The following is a 17,107-nucleotide window of genomic DNA, read 5'->3' on the forward strand; positions in this document are numbered from 1 at the left end:
AAAAGAGAATCGAGGTTCGATCCTGTCATCCAAATGAAATAAATGAGACAGTCTTCGTGTAAAAAGTTATCTTTTTTTATGAGTCGAATGAAGGAACAATGAAAATATTGTAGAAATATTGTAGAGGAATGAGGCTGGAAAAGGAGTGTAAGAGAATGACTGAAACGCTCGATGGCGCAGAAGATATCAGAAAATTAGAAAAAGAGAACGAATATTTGCGAACAGAGTTGATGCAGCAAAAAATGCTGTTAAATAAGACGTTAGATGCCATTTTTATATTTGATCAGCACCTCAACATCATCCAAGCCAATGAAGCAACATGCAGGCTTGTACAGACACCGAAAGAAGACCTCCTCAATAAATCCGTTCTAGATTTCCTTTACGGCATCCCGAAAGATAAAATTGAATGCTCACTCGATCTATTTTTTCGAAAAGGTACGTTAAAAAGAGAAATCTCCATTCAGCTGGAAAATGGTGAAACAAAATACATTGAATTTGTCGCAGAGCACGACACCATGAATCAGCAATATATTGTCGTCATGCGAGATATTTCCTCAAAGAAAATATTAGAACGAGAACGCTCCATGAATGAGCAGCTGTTCAAAGATTTGTTTGACCGAGCCATTGACGGGATGGTCATTTTTGATCAGGATGGCTGCATGATTGATGCGAATCATTCTTTTTGTCAGAGCTTTGAGCTGCAAAAGACTGATTTAACCGATCGCTATTTACATGAATTTGTCGACGAAGAAAATCTTCCATCCTTACAGCACCTTTTAACGTCACTTAAAGAAACAGGGAAAGCAAAAGGAGAGCTTCCTGTTACTCTACAATCTGGCCAGTACAAATTATTCGAGCTCACCATTACATCAAATGTGATGAGCGGTTTTTATATGTCCATCATGCGGGATATTACAGAAAAAAGGTTAATGGAAGAAAAGCTGTTAAAAAGTGAGGAACGCTTTAGAGAAATTTTTGAAAATGCAATGGATGCGATCATCATATGGGCGGATGATGGAGAGATTGTGAGAGCCAATGAATCAGCCTGCCGCATTTTTGAATTGCCTATGCATTCACTGATTGGCAAGAAACTCACAGACTTTCTCGTGAAATCTGATCAGAGATATAGACCGACTAGAAGACGATATATTCGGAATCATGAAATAAGGGAAGAGCTTTTGTTCAGAATGGCAAATGGTCAGTTTAAAGAGCTCGAGTTTACATCAAAGCATGCGGTATTAGAAGGACAGCACTTAACCATTTTACGTAATGTGAGTGATCGAAAAAGGATGGAGGAGGAGCTGCGCGAAAGTGAGCTCAAATTCCGTAAAGTATTTAATGGATCAATGGACGGCATTGTTCTGTTTGATAACCAATACCGCATTATCGAAGTCAATCCATCCGCAAGCGAGCTACTAGGATTGAAAAGTGATCATTTAACGGAAATGAACCTTTTCCACATCCTTGCGCCTTATCAAATTGAACATTTGGCACAGCCTGCCCAGGCGATGTCATTAGATGAAATGGACAATGAAGTGCCATTTGTGCTGAACCACCCAGATCAGCGGATATTGGAATTCTCTTTTAAACGCAACATCATTCATAATATGAATTTGGCGATCTTTAGAGATGTGACAGAGCGGAAGGAATTAGAAGAACGGGTGAGAAAATCAGATACCCTTCATGTGGTCGGAGAGCTTGCCGCTGGAATTGCGCATGAAATTAGAAACCCGATGACAGCATTAAAAGGCTTCATTCAGCTGCTAAAAGGAAATATAGAAGGGGAGTATTCGCTCTATTTCAATGTCATCACTTCAGAGCTGAAAAGAATTGAATCGATCATCACCGAATTTTTGATTTTAGCAAAGCCGCAAGCCATCGTATTTGAAGAAAAAAATGTGGTGCAAATTGTGAAAGACACGATGGATCTGTTGCACGCACAGGCGAATCTTGGCAACGTTCAAATGCATCTCAATGTGATTGATGAGATTCCGCTCATTTATTGTGAACAAAACCAATTAAAACAAGTCTTTATTAACATTTTAAAAAATGCAATTGAAGTCATGCCGAGAAAAGGAAATGTCTATGTGAGCATTCAGCGGAAGGGCGAAGAGCATATTGTCATTTCACTGCGGGATGAAGGCTGCGGAATGGCAGAGGACAAGCTGAGGCGTCTAGGGGAACCATTTTATACGACAAAAGAAAGAGGAACTGGACTTGGCTTAATGGTTAGTTATAAAATTATTGAAGAGCATCAAGGAACGATTGAGGTAGAAAGTGAGGAAGGGATAGGAACCGTCTTTCATCTCACGCTGCCACTGAGGCAGAAGAAACAAGAAGGAGAGCATTAACGTGTATTATACCGTCTATCACGCACCAATTGGGGCACTATACATACTAGAAAAAGACGACGCCATCATCGAAGTGATGTTTGATGATGAGCCGTTTTTAGCAAAAAAACAGGAAGCCAATCTAAAAGAAGAAGAAACGTCTGTATTACAAGAAGCAAAAAAGCAGCTAGATGAATATTTCAAGGGTGAGCGCCAAGAATTCGATCTCCCGCTCAAGCAAAAGGGAACTTCGTTTCAAGAGCAAGTGTGGGCAGCACTTTCGACTATTCCGTATGGTGAATCAAAAAGTTATGCAGACATTGCAGAAGCAATTGGTAACCCAAAGGCTGTGAGAGCGATTGGACAAGCCAATAGACGCAATGCATTACCTATTTTTATCCCTTGTCACAGAGTGATTGGAAAAGACCGTTCTCTGACGGGCTATGCAGGAACGAAGACAGATATAAAAGCGGTTCTGCTTGAATTAGAAGGTATCCCATTTGTTCAAAAATAAATCGATTGACCTGTTCCAAATGTTTTCCAAGCGACATATCCTTTTATTAAGCTAAAAAAGTTGGTTGAGGGAAAAAGGAGGGCGCTAGGGAATGTTTTGGGACAAAAAGAATAAAATGTATGCCGTCACATCACTATGTGTCAAAATGAAGGTTTTGACAGAAGAACAGAAAAAAGAAATTTTAGCAAAAACGAATGAAATAAAAAAGCGCGGTGCTCTTAAATAAGAAGTACACGGCGCTTTTTTTATGATCAGAGTGAGATGCTTTCAGTGAACAGAGCATCAATCTCTTCTGTATAGTTTGACGTGATAATCCCTTTCTCTGTAATGATCCCTGAAATGAGATGGTGAGGAGTGACATCAAAGGCGGGATTGAATACCTGAACATCAGGTGGTGCAATTTGGACGCCGTTTAATTCCTTTACTTCCAGCGGGTCACGCTCTTCTATTGGAATATCTGCCCCGTTTTTGGTTGAGATATCAAAGGTAGAAAGCGGTGCAGCTATAAAAAACGGAATTTGAAAATGCTTGGCTAAAATGGCGAGACTTAACGTGCCAATCTTGTTTGCCGTATCTCCATTACGGGCAATGCGATCAGCTCCAACAATGACTGCAGAAATTTGTTTTTCTTTCATCGTATGGGCTGCCATGTTATCTGTAATGAGCGTCACATCTACGCCGCCTTGCATGAGTTCCCATGTTGTCAGCCTAGCCCCTTGGAGAACAGGACGTGTTTCACAGGCATAAATGTGAAGGTCGAGATTTTTCTTTTTGGCTAAATAAAATGGAGCAAGGGCTGTTCCGTACCGGCTCGTGGCGATGGAGCCTGCATTGCAAATGGTCATAATCCGATCACCCGATTTAAAGAGCTGGAGTGCATTTTGACCGATTTGTCTGCATGTTTCTTCATCTTCAATTTGAATTTGAATGGCCTCATGGACAAGGTCTGTTTTGGCTGCATTGACCGAAGCTGCACGATCAATGCGCTGCAACAATCGCTCTAATGCCCAGGCTAGATTCACAGCGGTTGGACGAGCACTGTTTAAATATTCTTTTATCTGAATGACTTCTTGTCTAAACACATCAATTTCTTCTGTCTCAATGTCTTGGGCACTGAGCGCCAGTCCAAAAGCTGCTGTAATGCCAATGGCAGGTGCTCCCCGCACTTTTAACGTGACAATGGCATCATACACGTCTTCTTTTGTATATAGATGCTCAAACTCAGTTTCAGCCGGTAATTTTTGCTGATTCAAAATGTTAATATAGTTTTCTTCCCATTCGACAGAACGGGGGACTTCAAATTCTTTAGACAAAACCCGTCACTCCTTTACAGATTGCTGGAATAATGCGACGAGGTCAGACGCTGTTTCCACTGCATGATATTGTTTGATGAATGTTTTTCCGAGCGTAAGTGCTGCTTTTTTCTGCTGAATCCGTTTAGATGGTGATGGAATCGCATCGAGATCAGCGGCATGAGCAAGGCCAATCGTTCGGCGGACAAGTTCACAGCCCGCAAAGCCTGTCGCTTCTTTTAAAATACGGTCAAAGGTTGTTTCTAAAAAACTGTCTGATACACTAAACGCTTCAATGCTGTCTTCTTTCCAAGCTTTTGCGAACACTTCTTTGAATGTTGCCCATACATTGACGACATGGTCAAAAAGGTGCTGCTGATCATGTTCATTCTCACGGGACAAAGCATTTAGGAACAGGTTAGCGATAAAATGACCAATATCGAATCCGAAGGGACCATAAAAAGCGAATTCTGGATCAATGATTTTTGTTTCCGTCTCACTTGCAAAAATACTGCCTGTATGAAGATCTCCATGAACAAGTGTTTCGGCAGATGTCAGGAAAATACGCTTCAATTCAGCTGCTTTTGCCTGCACTTCAAGATCTGCCCAAAGCGCTTCGGCAGCTTCTCTTAATTCTTCTTCGAAATCATTTGTGCCGCTATCAAAGAAAGGATCTGTGAAGACGAGCTTTTCGGTAATGTCACAAAGGTCCGGATTCGTAAATTGCTTCACAAATTGTTTTTTAATTTTAGGATTTGTGGCAAAGTCAGAAGTGTAAAAAAGTGTTTTTCCTAAAAATTCTCCGACATGATCGGATAAATGCGGATATTGTTTTCCGGCAATTAGCCCTTTTCTGACGATTTCGAGGTGTGATAGATCCTCCATTGCCGTCACAGCAAGAGCTGTATCTGAATAATAGACTGCTGGTACGAGGTGCGGTGTATACTCTGACTGCTTGATCAGGGCAGTACTTTCGATTCTCGCACGGTCTAATGTAAGCGGCCAGCTCTCTCCGACCACCTTGGCGTAGGGCAGTGCCTGCTTGATGATCAAACCTTTTTCTTGTTTATGATCAAAAATATGAAAGACGTAATTTAAATTCCCGTCCCCGATTTCCGTACATGTCAAATGACTACTTTCTTGGATCAAGCCAAGTCTAATTGCGAGTGCAACTGCTGAGCTTTCTGTTAATTCTTCATATGATGCCGTAAGTGTAACCAATTGCTTCCCCTCCAAATCATATAAAAAAGCCTCTTTCTCCTGAGAGAAAGAGGCTTGATGGTGTGTATGCTCAAAGCCTCTCTTATCTCTCAGCACATACGTCTGATGGAATTAGCACCGTGCCCTATAAGACAATTGTCTTGGCGCTTACTTGCTGCGCCCCACTTCACAGTGGTATTAACGGTCGGTTGCTGTTGGGGTCAAAAGGCCAAATCCCTCGCCCAACTCTCGATAAGAGAAATCAATATGTCATTGTCTCGTGTCTGTTTGCATTTCTTAATTCAAGATATTATCAGAGCTGCGCTTCACATGTCAATCCTTTTTCAAAATTGCTTTACAATTCGTAAAACAATCCATTACAGTATTTGTATTGCTACGTAACTTGAATAGAAGGTGAAGAAAAATGGAATTCCAGCAATCAGATGTATTGAAACAATTACCGACACAATTTTTTGCATCCCTTGTCCAAAAGGTCCAGAAAAAGGTGCAGGAAGGCGCAGATATTATTAATTTAGGGCAGGGAAATCCTGACCAGCCAACTCCCGCGCACATTGTAAAAGCCATGCAGGAAGCGGTATTAAAACCTGAAAATCATCAATACTCGTCATTCCGCGGAACAGCGAAATTAAAAAAGGCTGCCGCTGCCTTTTATGAAAGAGAATATGGTGTCACGCTTGATCCGATGACGGAAATTGCGATTTTATTTGGCGGGAAAGCAGGGCTTGTTGAGCTGCCGCAATGCCTGCTGAATCCGGGTGATACGCTCCTTGTTCCAGACCCAGGTTATCCTGATTATTGGTCAGGTGCTGTGCTTGCTGAAGCTCAGATGGTGACGCTGCCGCTTCTTGAACAAAATGATTTTTTACCTGACTATGACAGGTTGCCTGAGGATGTTAAGGAAAAAGCAAAGTTGATGTATTTAAATTATCCCAACAATCCGACAGGTGCCACGGCAAGCCGTTCATTTTTTGAAGAAACCGTTACATTCGCAAAAGATCACAAGCTATGTGTTGTCCATGATTTTGCCTATGGCGGCATTGGGTTTGATGGGGAAAAGCCAATCAGCTTTTTGCAAACAGATGGAGCGAAAGAGACAGGAATTGAAATATACACATTGTCTAAAACGTATAATATGGCCGGCTGGAGAGTAGGTTTTGCAGCAGGAAATCCGTCTGTTATTGAAGCGATTGAGCTTTATCAGGATCACCTGTTTGTTTCACTGTTCAAAGCCACTCAAGATGCGGCAGCGGAAGCTTTGTTAAGCGACCAAACGTGCGTACAGGTGCAAAATGATCGATATGAGAATCGGCGAAATGTGTGGATTGCTGCCTGCAAGGAGATTGGCTGGGAGGTCACTGCACCAAAGGGGTCGTTTTTTGCTTGGCTAAAGGTGCCAGAAGGATATTCATCTGAATCTTTTGCTGGCGTATTATTAGAGAAAGCACATGTGGTTGTGGCGCCGGGGAATGGGTTTGGTACTCACGGTGAAGGATACGTGAGAGTAGGACTTTTAACAAATGAGGAGCGGTTAAAAGAAGCCGCTCGGCGAATCGATTCCTTGAATCTGTTTGAAAATAAGCCATTGACAACATGAATAAACGGTGCGATAATTCAGACAATATTTAAGAAAATTGAATATTCTTATCAAGAGTAGGCAGAGGGACTAGCCCAATGAAGCCCGGCAACCGACTTCCATGAAGCACGGTGCTAATTCTTGCAGCAAGCGCTGAGAGATAAGATTCGGATGAATGACACGAAACAACCTCTTTAAGGCGCTGATAAAGCACTTGGAGAGGTTTTTTTATTGACCATATGCATGACGCAATCGAAAGGGGATTCCTAGTGAGTGAATTACTGGCAACATACGTATTAACACATCGAGAGGATGAACAAGTAAACCGAAAAGCGGAGCAGATCGCGCTTGGTTTAACAGTTGGATCATGGACGGATTTGCCGCAGCTCAAAAAAGAGCAGCTTCAAAAGCATAAAGGCCGGGTGGAAAAGGTATCAGAAAAGTTTGCTCCAGCCGAAAATGGCCTATATCAATCTGAGGTGACCATTGCTTATCCTGAGGCTAACTTTTCAGCGGATATTCCGGCCGTTTTGACGACGATCTTTGGAAAGCTTTCACTAGATGGAAAAGTGAAGCTAATCGACATTCAATTCTCGGATCGATTGAAAAGAAGTCTGCCAGGACCGGTATTTGGAATTGATGGCATACGAAAAAAAGTAGGCGTGTTTGATCGACCTTTGTTGATGAGTATTTTTAAAGGTGTCATTGGCCGTGATATGGCAGATTTAAAAGAACAGCTCCGTTTACAAGCATTAGGCAGCGTTGACTTTATCAAAGACGATGAAATTTTATTTGAGAGCCCACTAGCCCCTTTTGAAGAACGAATCAAAGAAGGAAAAAAGATATTAAAAGAAACATATGAAGAGACAGGGCACCGAACGCTATATGCCGTTAATTTAACTGGCAGAACCTTTGAACTAAAGGATCGAGCAAGAAAGGCAGCTGAGCTTGGAGCAGATGCACTCTTATTCAATGTTTTTGCCTACGGGTTAGATGTCATGCAAAGCTTAGCTGAGGATCCAGATATTCGATTGCCTATTATGGCCCATCCCGCAGTAAGCGGCGCTTTGACATCATCGCACGAATATGGATTCTCCCATTCTCTTCTTTTAGGTAAATTAAATCGATATGCTGGCGCTGATTTGAGTCTTTTTCCCTCACCGTATGGGTCGGTCGCACTTCCGAAAAAAGATGCCTTTGGAATCTATGAAGCTTGTGTAAAAGAGGATTCGGTTCAAAAAACGTTCCCTGTTCCGTCAGCAGGCATTCATCCTGGAATGGTTCCAGTTTTGATGAAAGATTTTGGACTCGATCATGTGATAAATGCTGGTGGAGGAATTCACGGACATCCGCGTGGAGCCATCGGCGGAGGGAAAGCATTTCGATCGATCATTGATGCGGTGATACATGGAGAGTCGATCCAAGAGAAGGCAGCTTCTTGCCAAGACTTAAAAGCAGCACTTGAACTATGGGGAAGGGTAGCAGAATAAATGAAAAAACCAATTGTATGTTGTGATTTTGATGGAACCATTACGAAAAATGATAATATCATTCGCATCATGAAACACTTTGCACCAAGTGAATGGACGAAGCTGAAGGACGATGTTCTCACAAAGGAGATCACCATTCAAGAAGGCGTCGGGCAGATGTTTCAATTACTGACGAGTGATCAAAAAGAAGCCATTCAATCGTTTATTTTAGAAGATACAGAGATTCGAGAAGGATTCAAGCAATTTGTTGATCATGTGAAAAAGGCTGATATTCCCTTCTATGTGCTAAGCGGCGGGATGGACTTTTTTGTTTATCCCATACTCGAGGGCATTGTGGATCGAGACGATATTTATTGCAATCATGCGTCATTTGGGGAAGAGCATATTCAGATTGAATGGCCGCATGCCTGCGATTCGCAATGTCAAAATGGCTGCGGATGCTGCAAGCCGTCAATCATTCGAGAGCTGACCTGTGAGAATGACTTCATTATCATGATTGGAGATTCAGTCACCGATGTGGAGGCGGCAAAGCATGCGGATCTCACATTTGCGCGTGACTACTTGCTAAACGAATGTAAAGAGCTCGGGCTTGTCCATCTAGAGTATGAAACATTTATTGATCTTAAAGCACAATTTGATCAAATAAAGGAAGTGAAGGAATGGCAGACGCAAAGAGCAAGCGCTGGCAGGAGCTAGCAGACGTCAAACGTGAACTGGCACAAAGAGACTGGTTTTACGGAACAAGCGGCAATTTATCGATCAAGGTGTCGGATGATCCAATCACGTTTTTGGTGACGGCAAGCGGTAAAGATAAACGAAAAGAAACAGATGAAGACTTTGTTTTAGTAAATGCAGCAGGTAAGCCTGTTGATCCGAACGAACCGCTTAGACCATCAGCTGAAACATTGCTTCACAACTACGTGTATGAGCAGACGAATGCAGGCTGCTGTCTCCATGTTCATACAATCGATAATAATGTGATGTCTGAGCTGTATGGGGATAGGGGCGAGGTTCGTTTCAAAGGAAACGAAATCATCAAAGCGCTTGGTTACTGGGAAGAGGATGCAGAAGTGTCGTTACCGATTATTGAAAATCCAGCCCATATCCCGCATCTTGCAGCACAATTTGCAAAGCATCTCACTGAAGAGTCGGAATCAGGTGCTGTGCTCATTCGAAATCACGGCATCACAGTCTGGGGAAAAACAGCCTCAGAAGCAAAACGAGTATTAGAGGCGTATGAATTTTTGTTTAGCTACCACTTGAAATTAACGCTTTATCAAAAGCAGCTTGTCACATAAAAAGGAGGAAAAGCACATGGCGACGATTTTGATTCATAACGAAGAGAACACATTACTTGAAAGCGAGCAAGAGGTGGCAGCCTATTTAGAAAACCAAGGGGTCATTTATGAGCATTGGGATATTGCAAAGCTTCCAAACCGATTATCAGAAAAGTATGATTTAACAGATGAGGAAAAGGAAGAGATTTTGACTGTTTTCCAAAAGGAAATCGAGAGTATATCTGAAAAACGAGGATACAAAGCGCAGGATGTGATTTCATTATCTGACGCCACACCAAACCTAGATGACCTGCTCCAAAATTTTCAGCGTGAGCATCACCATACAGATGACGAAGTACGCTTTATTGTAAGCGGACATGGAATCTTTGCCATTCAAGGTAAGGATGGCGTCTTTTTTGACGTGAGACTGAATCCAGGCGATTTAATTTCTGTTCCGCCACATATTCGTCACTATTTTACACTTCAAAAGGATCGAAAAGTGGTTGCCGTTCGCATATTTGTCACAACTGAGGGCTGGGTGCCAATTTACGAGGAAGAAAAGGTTTAATGACAAAAGCTGATCATTCCGCATGAGGCGGAAGATCAGCTTTTTTTTAGGGAAATAGACATAAAATGAGAAAGAAAATAGTTGATTTTGATCTTCTACATAGGATAAAATTCTGTTTAATCCATGTGTCAGTCCTGTCCAAATTTGAAGTTTACCCCCAAATATGATTGGGTAAGAGGTCTTTAGGCTGTAAAAAATTAAATAAAATTAGCATATTTAATTTAATTTACAAATAAAGTATAATTTTGGTGTCGGATCATTTTGAGCATAGACAGTCGAATTCATTGCGGGAGCTGAGATCATGAATATTTATGTAAGGAAAGAACAATTGCTAATGTCCATTGATGAGAAGAGAAAACAGATGGTAGAAGCTGCTCAAGCAGAAGGCTACACTGGTGAGACGACAATTAAATATAGTCAAGAACTGGACAACCTGATGAATGAGTATCAGCATCTCCTTTTTCATGAGAAACAATCTGCCCCCTCCTTTCATGATCTTGTATCTCAAATGAGTCTTCTATCTGTGAACCGTCCCTCTTATTGACATGAAAAAACCGGTCTTGCCTAAGCAAAACCGGCTGAATGTTTCAGCTATGCTGAGTGAGCAGAAGGAAGCATGATCATGACGGTTGTTCCTTTATTCACTTCGCTCTCGATATCAATTGTTCCGCCATACATCGAAATGATTCGTTTACACACAACAAGCCCAAGACCTGTCCCTTTTTCCTTCGACGTAATAAAAGGGAGGAAGATATGTTTTAACATTTCTTCTTGTATGCCCTCGCCTGTATCCTTCACTTTAATAATGACATGTTCTTTTTCAGCCTCAATTAAAATCTTCAAATGACCGCCATTTGGCATCGCTTCTAACGAGTTCTTCGCTACATTTAATACGACTTGTTTAATGTGATCCTTTGTGCAATATACCCCAACATCTCGAATCGTATTAATTTGCAAATCAACCTCAACATTATAAAGGTTCGCCTCAGAGAAAACGATCGGCATGATCTCACTGACAATTTCTTTGACAGAGTTATTCTGCCATTTTTCTGCCGTTGGTTTCCCTAATACAAGAAACTCACTGACGATTTGATTGATTCGTTTAATTTCTTCTTCAATGACAGAAAAATAGAGCTGATCTTCTTCAGAGTGATACTTCTTTTGCAAAAGCTGTATAAATCCACTAATCCCTGTTAATGGGTTGCGAATTTCGTGTGCCGTACTTGCTGCGAGGGTTCCGATTAATTCAAGCTTTTGCGCTTCATTTTGGTGACGCTCCTGCTGGGTTTGACGCCTTAAAATGACATATTGAACAAGTGTGAATAAAATATTTAATAAAATAAAAGCACTGGATAAAGGGATCAGCATAACAGACAGCACTTCACCTGTAGAAGCGCGTTGCGGATAGACCTCTAGCTTCCAGCTGTTTTCATCTAAATATGTAGACACGGTGCTGCCATTTTCTGATGCTGGCTGTGGACCACTTGTAAACACGACATGTCCATTTTGATTCAGCATCTTAAAATGAAGATCAGGGTTCAATACATTCATAATATTTCTTAAATAATCAATTTGAATGGCGGCGACTAGCACATTGGTGACTTCTTCGTTTTCATCCAGCACAGGCACGCAAATGGAAAGAATCCGCTGTTTTGTAATTCGGCTCACATAGTTATCTGTGATCACCGTCTGCTTGGTCACTTGAATGCGCTTAAAGTAATCTCTGAATGATAGGTTGATTTTTTCCTTTAATGGTGTGGTGCTTACTGTTACATTTCCTTTTTTGTCTAGGAGATACAGGCCTGAAAAACGAGGTTCTTGTTTATAGATTTTCTCTAGGATGTTTTTTACTTTTTTCGTCTCAAGAGGCTGGTCAAATCCCATGGCAAGTGAAGTTAATCTCGCTTCTGTTTCACTAATTAAATAATTCATTTGGTTTTTGTGAATATTTAACATAAGTGTAGCAGTTTGTTTGTTTTTTAAGTCGATTTTTTCCGTTTCTTTTTCATAGATAAAATAACTAATGATTAGGGTTGGAATCATGACCAAAATAAGGTACAGCCTGATCTTCTTCCAAAACCCTTTCAGTATACTCATCATTCATCGCTCCAACGTATTACCTAATAGACTTATTATAGCATTGAACCTATGTTTATTACGATGACTTGTGTGATTTTTAAAAAATTAGGTGATTCGTTCTGGTCTCATTTTCATGCTAAAGATAGATCAAAATGTTGACATTTTACTTATTGTTTATTAATGTCACATTAGTGGGGTGTATTTCATAAAGGATGATAAAAAATGGAAAATCATAATGTTGAAAAATCTTTGAAATTATTTATTGTATTATCACGTGCCTATCGCTCAATTAATCATCACATGAACAAACATATTGTGAAGCACGGGCTGAATCCGACTGAATTTGCAGTATTAGAATTGCTGTATCATAAAGGGGATCAGCCGCTTCAGCAAATCGGTGATAAGATTTTACTTGCAAGCGGCAGCATCACGTATGTGGTCGATAAATTGGAGAAGAAAGAACTCCTTAGCCGTAAGGCTTGTGCAGAAGACCGCAGGGTCACATTTGCGCATATTACCGAGCAGGGACGAGCTTTGCTTGATGATATCTTCCCAGATCATGCGAAAGAAATTCATGAGATGATCAGTGTCCTGAGCGAAGAAGAGAAGGATGCCTGCATTGACATGCTTAAACATGTGGGACTGCGTGCAAAACATTTATATGATCATAAAGAATAAATAAAAAAGGAAGCCGAGGGCTCCCTTTTTTATTTTGCTTTTTTCTCAATCGGTAAAATAAGTACTTCTACGCGTCGGTTTTTACTTCTGCCTTCTGCTGTGTCATTTGAAGCGATTGGCTTGAATTCACCGAAACCTTTTGTACTAAAGTTTTCTTGGTTTAAATTGCTGTTCTCAAGAAGAATACTTAAAAAGTTTACAGCACGTATGGCACTTAAATACCAGTTGGATTCAAATTCTGAATTTCTGATCGGAACATTATCAGTATGTCCGCTAATGACGATGTCACGAGCGGGGTTAATGACGAGTAGTTTTGAGATTTCCTTTGCTAACGGGACATCTTGAGGTCGAATAATCGCCCGGCCAGAATCAAAGAAGATACTGTCTTCTATCGTAATGAGCAAACCTTCGTCCGTGAGCTTTGTTTCGAGCTTAGCTCCAAGTTTCTTATTGGCAATGAAGGAATCCACTTGCTTTTTGACCTTTGTGAGAACGGCATGATCTCGAGCTTTCGCTTGAGCTTCTTCATCTTCTTCAGCTGCTTTTTTGGTCTGGTTGCTATTTTCAGTTTCTTCAGTGCTTTGCATGCTGGTTTGATCCATGACACCTGTACCGCCCGTAAAGACGACATTAAAAGACTTGGCCATCTGTTCATACTTTGCCGCATCAATCGAACTTGATGCAAAAAGCACAATGAAGAGAGCGAGTAGAAGCGTCAGAAGATCGGCATAAGGGATCAGCCAAGATTCATCTACATGGTCATCGTGATCATGTTTTTTACGTTTCCTAGCCATTTTGTTTTTCTCCTTCTTCAATGACAAGATTTGCACGTTCTTTCGCTGGTAAGTACATGAGAAGTTTTTGTTCAATCACTTTTGGAGATTGACCTTCAAGAACAGAAAGGATCCCTTCGATCATAATTAGACGAAGTTTTACTTCTTCCTTTGATTTACGCTTTAGCTTGTTGGCAAATGGATGCCATAACACATACCCTGTAAAAATCCCAAGCAGTGTGGCAACGAAGGCTGCACTGATTGCATGTCCAAGTGCTTCAATATCTCCCATGTTAGCAAGTGCAGCAATAAGTCCGACAACGGCGCCAAGTACACCAAGCGTCGGAGCGTATGTACCGGCTTGTGTAAAGATTAATGCGCCTGACTGATGTCTTTCAGACATGGCGTCAACTTCCTCTGTTAAGACGTCGCGAATAAATTCTGCACTTTGACCGTCAACCGCCATGCTTAAGCCGTTCTTAAGGAAATCGTCATCTACTTCCTCAATGCTAGCTTCTAATGCTAAAAGACCTTCACGACGCGCAATTTGTGCCCAGTTTGAAAAAAGAGGGATCATTTCTTGAATCGTTGGAAGCTTGTTGTCTTTAAAAATTTTGCCGAACAATTTTGGTGTTTTCTTAATTTCACTAGATGGGAATGCGATGACAACAGCTGCAATCGTCCCAACCACAATGATCAATATAGCCGCTGGGTTGATAAGAGCGGTTAGACTTACACCTTTCAGAACCATACCGACACTCAGTGCAATAAATGCTAAAATAATACCTATTAACGATGTTTTGTCCATTATCTCACCAAATCCTTTAACTATCTTTTTCTATAGTTAATATCGGTGTCTTCTAGAAGGGTTTTAGTCTGAATATCAAATTAAGGCAGTTTCTGTGAAGAATTTTTGACGAAAGCGCTTTCTATTACCTTAAAAAAGAAACTCCCTCTGATATAAAGGGAGTTTCTTTTTTAATTTCTTTGAGCGGTTTCAATTAAAAGCAGCTCTTTTAATTTTTCCTCATACATGATTTTGACAAGATCATAGCTCCAATTCATCATGTGATCCACCTCTTTTTCTTTTATCTTAAAGGAATAGAGGCGGGGGAGCGTCGGCGTGCGGATGGAACTTAGACACCGCAACATGATGGAGCTATAGATCCTTCTTAAGATGTACTTATCCTTTTTTTACGACAATTTCGTTATCTTCAACTTCTACAGTAAATCCTGAAAGCTGTTCTTCTTCAAGCAATATTTCCGTCATTTGATCTTCAACATGCTCTTGAATGGTTCTTCGCAGTGGACGAGCACCAAATGCAGGATGGTATCCAAGTTCTGCAATTTTTTCTTTCGCTTCATTTGTCACATGGACTGTTAAATTTTGCTCTTTTAATTGTTCTGATAGCTCATTGAGCAAAAGATCCACAATCTTCACTAAATCATCTCGATCTAATGAATCAAACTGAATGATGCTGTCAAAACGGTTCAAGAATTCTGGCTTGAAATAGGCGCTAAGTGAATCAATGAGTGATTGCTCCTCAATTGCTTCTTCCTGATCAGACTGGAAGCCGACTTTGACCGTTTTATCTGTGCTGCCTGCGTTACTTGTCATGATGATGACCGTATCTTTAAAGCTGACGGTTCTACCTTGGCTATCTGTTAATCGGCCATCTTCCATGATTTGAAGGAACATGTGCTGCACATCAGGGTGTGCTTTTTCGATTTCATCCAGCAAAATGATGCTGTATGGTTTTCTGCGTACTTTTTCCGTCAGTTGACCCGCTTCATCATGTCCAACATAACCAGGAGGAGAACCGATGAGCTTAGATACTGAGTGTTTCTCCATGTACTCACTCATATCTAAACGGATGATCGCATCTCTTGAACCAAATAATTCTTCAGCTAGTGTTTTTGATAATTCGGTTTTCCCGACACCTGTTGGTCCAACGAATAGGAAGGAGCCAGTTGGTCTATGTTTCGATTTTAAGCCGGCTCTGCTTCTCTTCACAGCTTTCGCTACCTTTTCAACCGCATGTTCCTGACCGATCACTCGTGCTTTTAAGCGGACGTCAATTTCTTTCATTTTGGTTTGTTCGTCTGCTTGCAGTTTGCCGACAGGGATGCCTGTTTTTTGTTCCACAATGGCTTGAATGTCTTCTGCTGTGACGACATGTTCTTTGTCATTTGTTTTGTTTTGAAGTCTAGCTTCAATGGCCTCTTCTTCATCTCGAAGCTTCGCTGCTTTTTCGTATTGTTCTTCTTTTAAAGCGGCTTGTTTTTCAGCAGCAATTTCTCTCAGACGATTTGTTAGTTCATCTTCGCTTGCTGCATCAATGGAGAGGTTCGCTTTTGAACCTGCTTCATCCATTAAATCAATGGCTTTATCCGGCAGATGACGGTCTTGAATATACCGGGAAGATAATTGAACACACGCTTGAATGGCTTCGTCTGAATAGGTGACGCCATGGTAGCTTTCGTACTTATCTTGAATGCCTTTTAAAATTTCGATCGCTTCAGCTTGTGTTGGCTCATCTACAATGACGGGCTGGAAGCGTCGTTCAAGTGCGGCATCTTTTTCAATTTGACGATATTCTTTTAATGTCGTCGCACCTACTAGCTGGAGCTCGCCTCGTGCAAGAGCTGGTTTTAAGATGTTTCCAGCATCCATTGACCCTTCGGCAGATCCAGCGCCTACAAGAAGATGGATTTCATCTACAAATAAGATAATATTTTTACGGCTTTGCAGTTCTTTGATTAACTGCTTCATTCTTTCCTCAAATTGACCACGTATCCCTGTATTCGCTACAAGGGAGGAGACATCTAATAAATAGATTTGTTTGTTCTTTAATTTATTTGGTACATCGCCACTTGCAATTTTCAATGCAAGTCCTTCAGCGATCGCTGTTTTCCCAACACCTGGTTCACCAATGAGGACAGGATTGTTTTTATTTCTTCTATTTAAAATCTCAATGATTCTTGCGACTTCTTCATCACGGCCGATGACTGGATCAATTAAACCAGCATTTGCGCCATCTGTTAAATTGCGGCCAAGTTCATCAAGTAAGCCTTTTTGCTTTGGCTGCTCTACGTTTTGCGTATGTCCTGCTTGCTCTTGCCCAGAGAAGAATGAGCTTCCTCCGAACAATTGAGGTCCCATTTTCATTTTTGATTGCTCCATCAAAGAGGTGTAGCAGTCTTCACATAAAACCATTTGGCTCCGGGATGAATTCACTTGCATATTCAGGCGAATAGTTGCTTCATTTACTTGACAATGTTGACAACGCATTTGCCATGACCTCCTTATGA

16 protein-coding genes and 2 riboswitches are annotated in these 17,107 nt (G+C 41.1%); of the genes, 10 read left to right on the forward strand and 6 right to left on the reverse strand.

Annotation, left to right across the window (positions count from 1 at the left end; all coding sequences use genetic code 11):
• Positions 1-155 precede the first annotated feature (155 nt).
• From NSS78_RS06495 to NSS78_RS06505, 3 genes are all read left to right on the forward strand, one after another.
• The gene (locus NSS78_RS06495) at positions 156-2,351 is read left to right on the forward strand and encodes a PAS domain-containing sensor histidine kinase (RefSeq protein ID WP_212045802.1); all 2,196 of its coding nucleotides are present in this window, start codon (positions 156-158) and stop codon (positions 2,349-2,351) included.
• A gap of 1 nt (position 2,352) precedes the next feature.
• Positions 2,353-2,844 carry a methylated-DNA--[protein]-cysteine S-methyltransferase gene (locus tag NSS78_RS06500; protein WP_212045803.1) on the forward strand — a complete coding sequence of 164 codons (492 nt, stop codon included), beginning with the start codon at positions 2,353-2,355 and terminating at the stop codon, positions 2,842-2,844.
• A 91-nt stretch (positions 2,845-2,935) separates the two neighbouring features.
• Entirely contained in the window at positions 2,936-3,070 is a 135-nt protein-coding gene (locus NSS78_RS06505; protein WP_003211599.1) for a hypothetical protein, read from the forward strand.
• 25 nt (positions 3,071-3,095) lie between these two features.
• Here the strand turns inward: NSS78_RS06505 and mtnA are convergent, their stop codons facing one another.
• Both mtnA and mtnK read right to left on the reverse strand, forming a co-directional pair.
• Entirely contained in the window at positions 3,096-4,157 is a 1,062-nt protein-coding gene (gene mtnA / locus NSS78_RS06510; RefSeq protein ID WP_106035826.1) for an S-methyl-5-thioribose-1-phosphate isomerase, read from the reverse strand.
• Between the two features lie 6 nt (positions 4,158-4,163).
• Positions 4,164-5,357, reverse strand: coding sequence for an S-methyl-5-thioribose kinase (mtnK, locus tag NSS78_RS06515; RefSeq protein ID WP_034619956.1), 1,194 nt, complete (start codon positions 5,355-5,357; stop codon positions 4,164-4,166).
• 79 nt (positions 5,358-5,436) lie between these two features.
• Positions 5,437-5,595: riboswitch (SAM riboswitch) on the reverse strand.
• 165 nt (positions 5,596-5,760) lie between these two features.
• Between mtnK and NSS78_RS06520 the strand changes: the two genes are divergently transcribed.
• The 6 genes from NSS78_RS06520 to NSS78_RS06545 all read left to right on the forward strand — a co-directional run bounded on the left by NSS78_RS06520 (position 5,761) and on the right by NSS78_RS06545 (position 10,809).
• Positions 5,761-6,951 carry a pyridoxal phosphate-dependent aminotransferase gene (locus tag NSS78_RS06520; RefSeq protein ID WP_342468314.1) on the forward strand — a complete coding sequence of 397 codons (1,191 nt, stop codon included), beginning with the start codon at positions 5,761-5,763 and terminating at the stop codon, positions 6,949-6,951.
• A 44-nt stretch (positions 6,952-6,995) separates the two neighbouring features.
• Positions 6,996-7,097: riboswitch (SAM riboswitch) on the forward strand.
• A gap of 102 nt (positions 7,098-7,199) precedes the next feature.
• Positions 7,200-8,420: a 2,3-diketo-5-methylthiopentyl-1-phosphate enolase gene (mtnW, locus tag NSS78_RS06525; protein WP_309216586.1), complete on the forward strand. Its 1,221-nt coding sequence runs from the start codon at positions 7,200-7,202 to the stop codon at positions 8,418-8,420.
• Complete coding sequence (locus tag NSS78_RS06530) at positions 8,421-9,116, forward strand: 2-hydroxy-3-keto-5-methylthiopentenyl-1-phosphate phosphatase (RefSeq protein ID WP_050945170.1); 696 nt, start codon at positions 8,421-8,423, stop codon at positions 9,114-9,116.
• Positions 9,080-9,718: a methylthioribulose 1-phosphate dehydratase gene (locus tag NSS78_RS06535; RefSeq protein WP_003210888.1), complete on the forward strand. Its 639-nt coding sequence runs from the start codon at positions 9,080-9,082 to the stop codon at positions 9,716-9,718. The genes NSS78_RS06530 and NSS78_RS06535 overlap by 37 nt, the downstream gene beginning before the upstream one ends.
• Positions 9,719-9,734: 16 nt before the next feature.
• Positions 9,735-10,265 (forward strand): cupin domain-containing protein, encoded by a 531-nt coding sequence (locus NSS78_RS06540; RefSeq protein WP_113386965.1) that lies wholly within the window; start codon positions 9,735-9,737, stop codon positions 10,263-10,265.
• A gap of 301 nt (positions 10,266-10,566) precedes the next feature.
• A complete protein-coding gene (locus NSS78_RS06545; RefSeq protein ID WP_003211198.1) occupies positions 10,567-10,809 on the forward strand; it encodes an aspartyl-phosphate phosphatase Spo0E family protein in 243 nt (80 codons plus the stop codon).
• 47 nt (positions 10,810-10,856) lie between these two features.
• On the opposite strand, the gene NSS78_RS06550 is transcribed toward NSS78_RS06545, so the two are convergent.
• Complete coding sequence (locus NSS78_RS06550; protein WP_309216591.1) at positions 10,857-12,362, reverse strand: ATP-binding protein; 1,506 nt, start codon at positions 12,360-12,362, stop codon at positions 10,857-10,859.
• Between the two features lie 204 nt (positions 12,363-12,566).
• On the opposite strand from NSS78_RS06550, the gene NSS78_RS06555 reads away from it, so the two are divergent.
• Complete coding sequence (locus tag NSS78_RS06555) at positions 12,567-13,022, forward strand: MarR family transcriptional regulator (RefSeq protein ID WP_003211701.1); 456 nt, start codon at positions 12,567-12,569, stop codon at positions 13,020-13,022.
• A 29-nt stretch (positions 13,023-13,051) separates the two neighbouring features.
• On the opposite strand, the gene motB is transcribed toward NSS78_RS06555, so the two are convergent.
• The 3 genes from motB to NSS78_RS06570 form a co-directional block, all read right to left on the reverse strand.
• Positions 13,052-13,816: a flagellar motor protein MotB gene (gene motB, locus NSS78_RS06560; RefSeq protein WP_003211671.1), complete on the reverse strand. Its 765-nt coding sequence runs from the start codon at positions 13,814-13,816 to the stop codon at positions 13,052-13,054.
• Complete coding sequence (motA, locus tag NSS78_RS06565) at positions 13,809-14,603, reverse strand: flagellar motor stator protein MotA (protein ID WP_003212085.1); 795 nt, start codon at positions 14,601-14,603, stop codon at positions 13,809-13,811. Before motA ends, motB begins: the two co-directional genes overlap by 8 nt.
• A 375-nt stretch (positions 14,604-14,978) precedes the next feature.
• Positions 14,979-17,087, reverse strand: coding sequence for an ATP-dependent Clp protease ATP-binding subunit (locus NSS78_RS06570; protein ID WP_342468315.1), 2,109 nt, complete (start codon positions 17,085-17,087; stop codon positions 14,979-14,981).
• Between the last annotated feature and the right edge of the window lie 20 nt (positions 17,088-17,107).

It is taken from the genome of Bacillus sp. FSL W8-0920, from assembly GCF_038593215.1.
Taxonomy (GTDB): Bacteria; Bacillota; Bacilli; order Bacillales; family Bacillaceae; genus Bacillus; species Bacillus pumilus.

Coding starts and splice junctions, on each gene's coding strand:
- NSS78_RS06495 (WP_212045802.1), top strand. CDS start 156: ATGACTGAAACGCTCGATGGCGCAGAAGATATCAGAAAATTAGAAAAA.
- NSS78_RS06505 (WP_003211599.1), top strand. CDS start 2,936: ATGTTTTGGGACAAAAAGAATAAAATGTATGCCGTCACATCACTATGT.
- NSS78_RS06520 (WP_342468314.1), top strand. CDS start 5,761: ATGGAATTCCAGCAATCAGATGTATTGAAACAATTACCGACACAATTT.
- NSS78_RS06530 (WP_050945170.1), top strand. CDS start 8,421: ATGAAAAAACCAATTGTATGTTGTGATTTTGATGGAACCATTACGAAA.
- NSS78_RS06535 (WP_003210888.1), top strand. CDS start 9,080: ATGGCAGACGCAAAGAGCAAGCGCTGGCAGGAGCTAGCAGACGTCAAA.
- NSS78_RS06540 (WP_113386965.1), top strand. CDS start 9,735: ATGGCGACGATTTTGATTCATAACGAAGAGAACACATTACTTGAAAGC.
- NSS78_RS06545 (WP_003211198.1), top strand. CDS start 10,567: ATGAATATTTATGTAAGGAAAGAACAATTGCTAATGTCCATTGATGAG.
- NSS78_RS06550 (WP_309216591.1), bottom strand. CDS start 12,362: ATGAGTATACTGAAAGGGTTTTGGAAGAAGATCAGGCTGTACCTTATT.
- NSS78_RS06555 (WP_003211701.1), top strand. CDS start 12,567: ATGGAAAATCATAATGTTGAAAAATCTTTGAAATTATTTATTGTATTA.
- motB (WP_003211671.1), bottom strand. CDS start 13,816: ATGGCTAGGAAACGTAAAAAACATGATCACGATGACCATGTAGATGAA.
- motA (WP_003212085.1), bottom strand. CDS start 14,603: ATGGACAAAACATCGTTAATAGGTATTATTTTAGCATTTATTGCACTG.
- NSS78_RS06570 (WP_342468315.1), bottom strand. CDS start 17,087: ATGCGTTGTCAACATTGTCAAGTAAATGAAGCAACTATTCGCCTGAAT.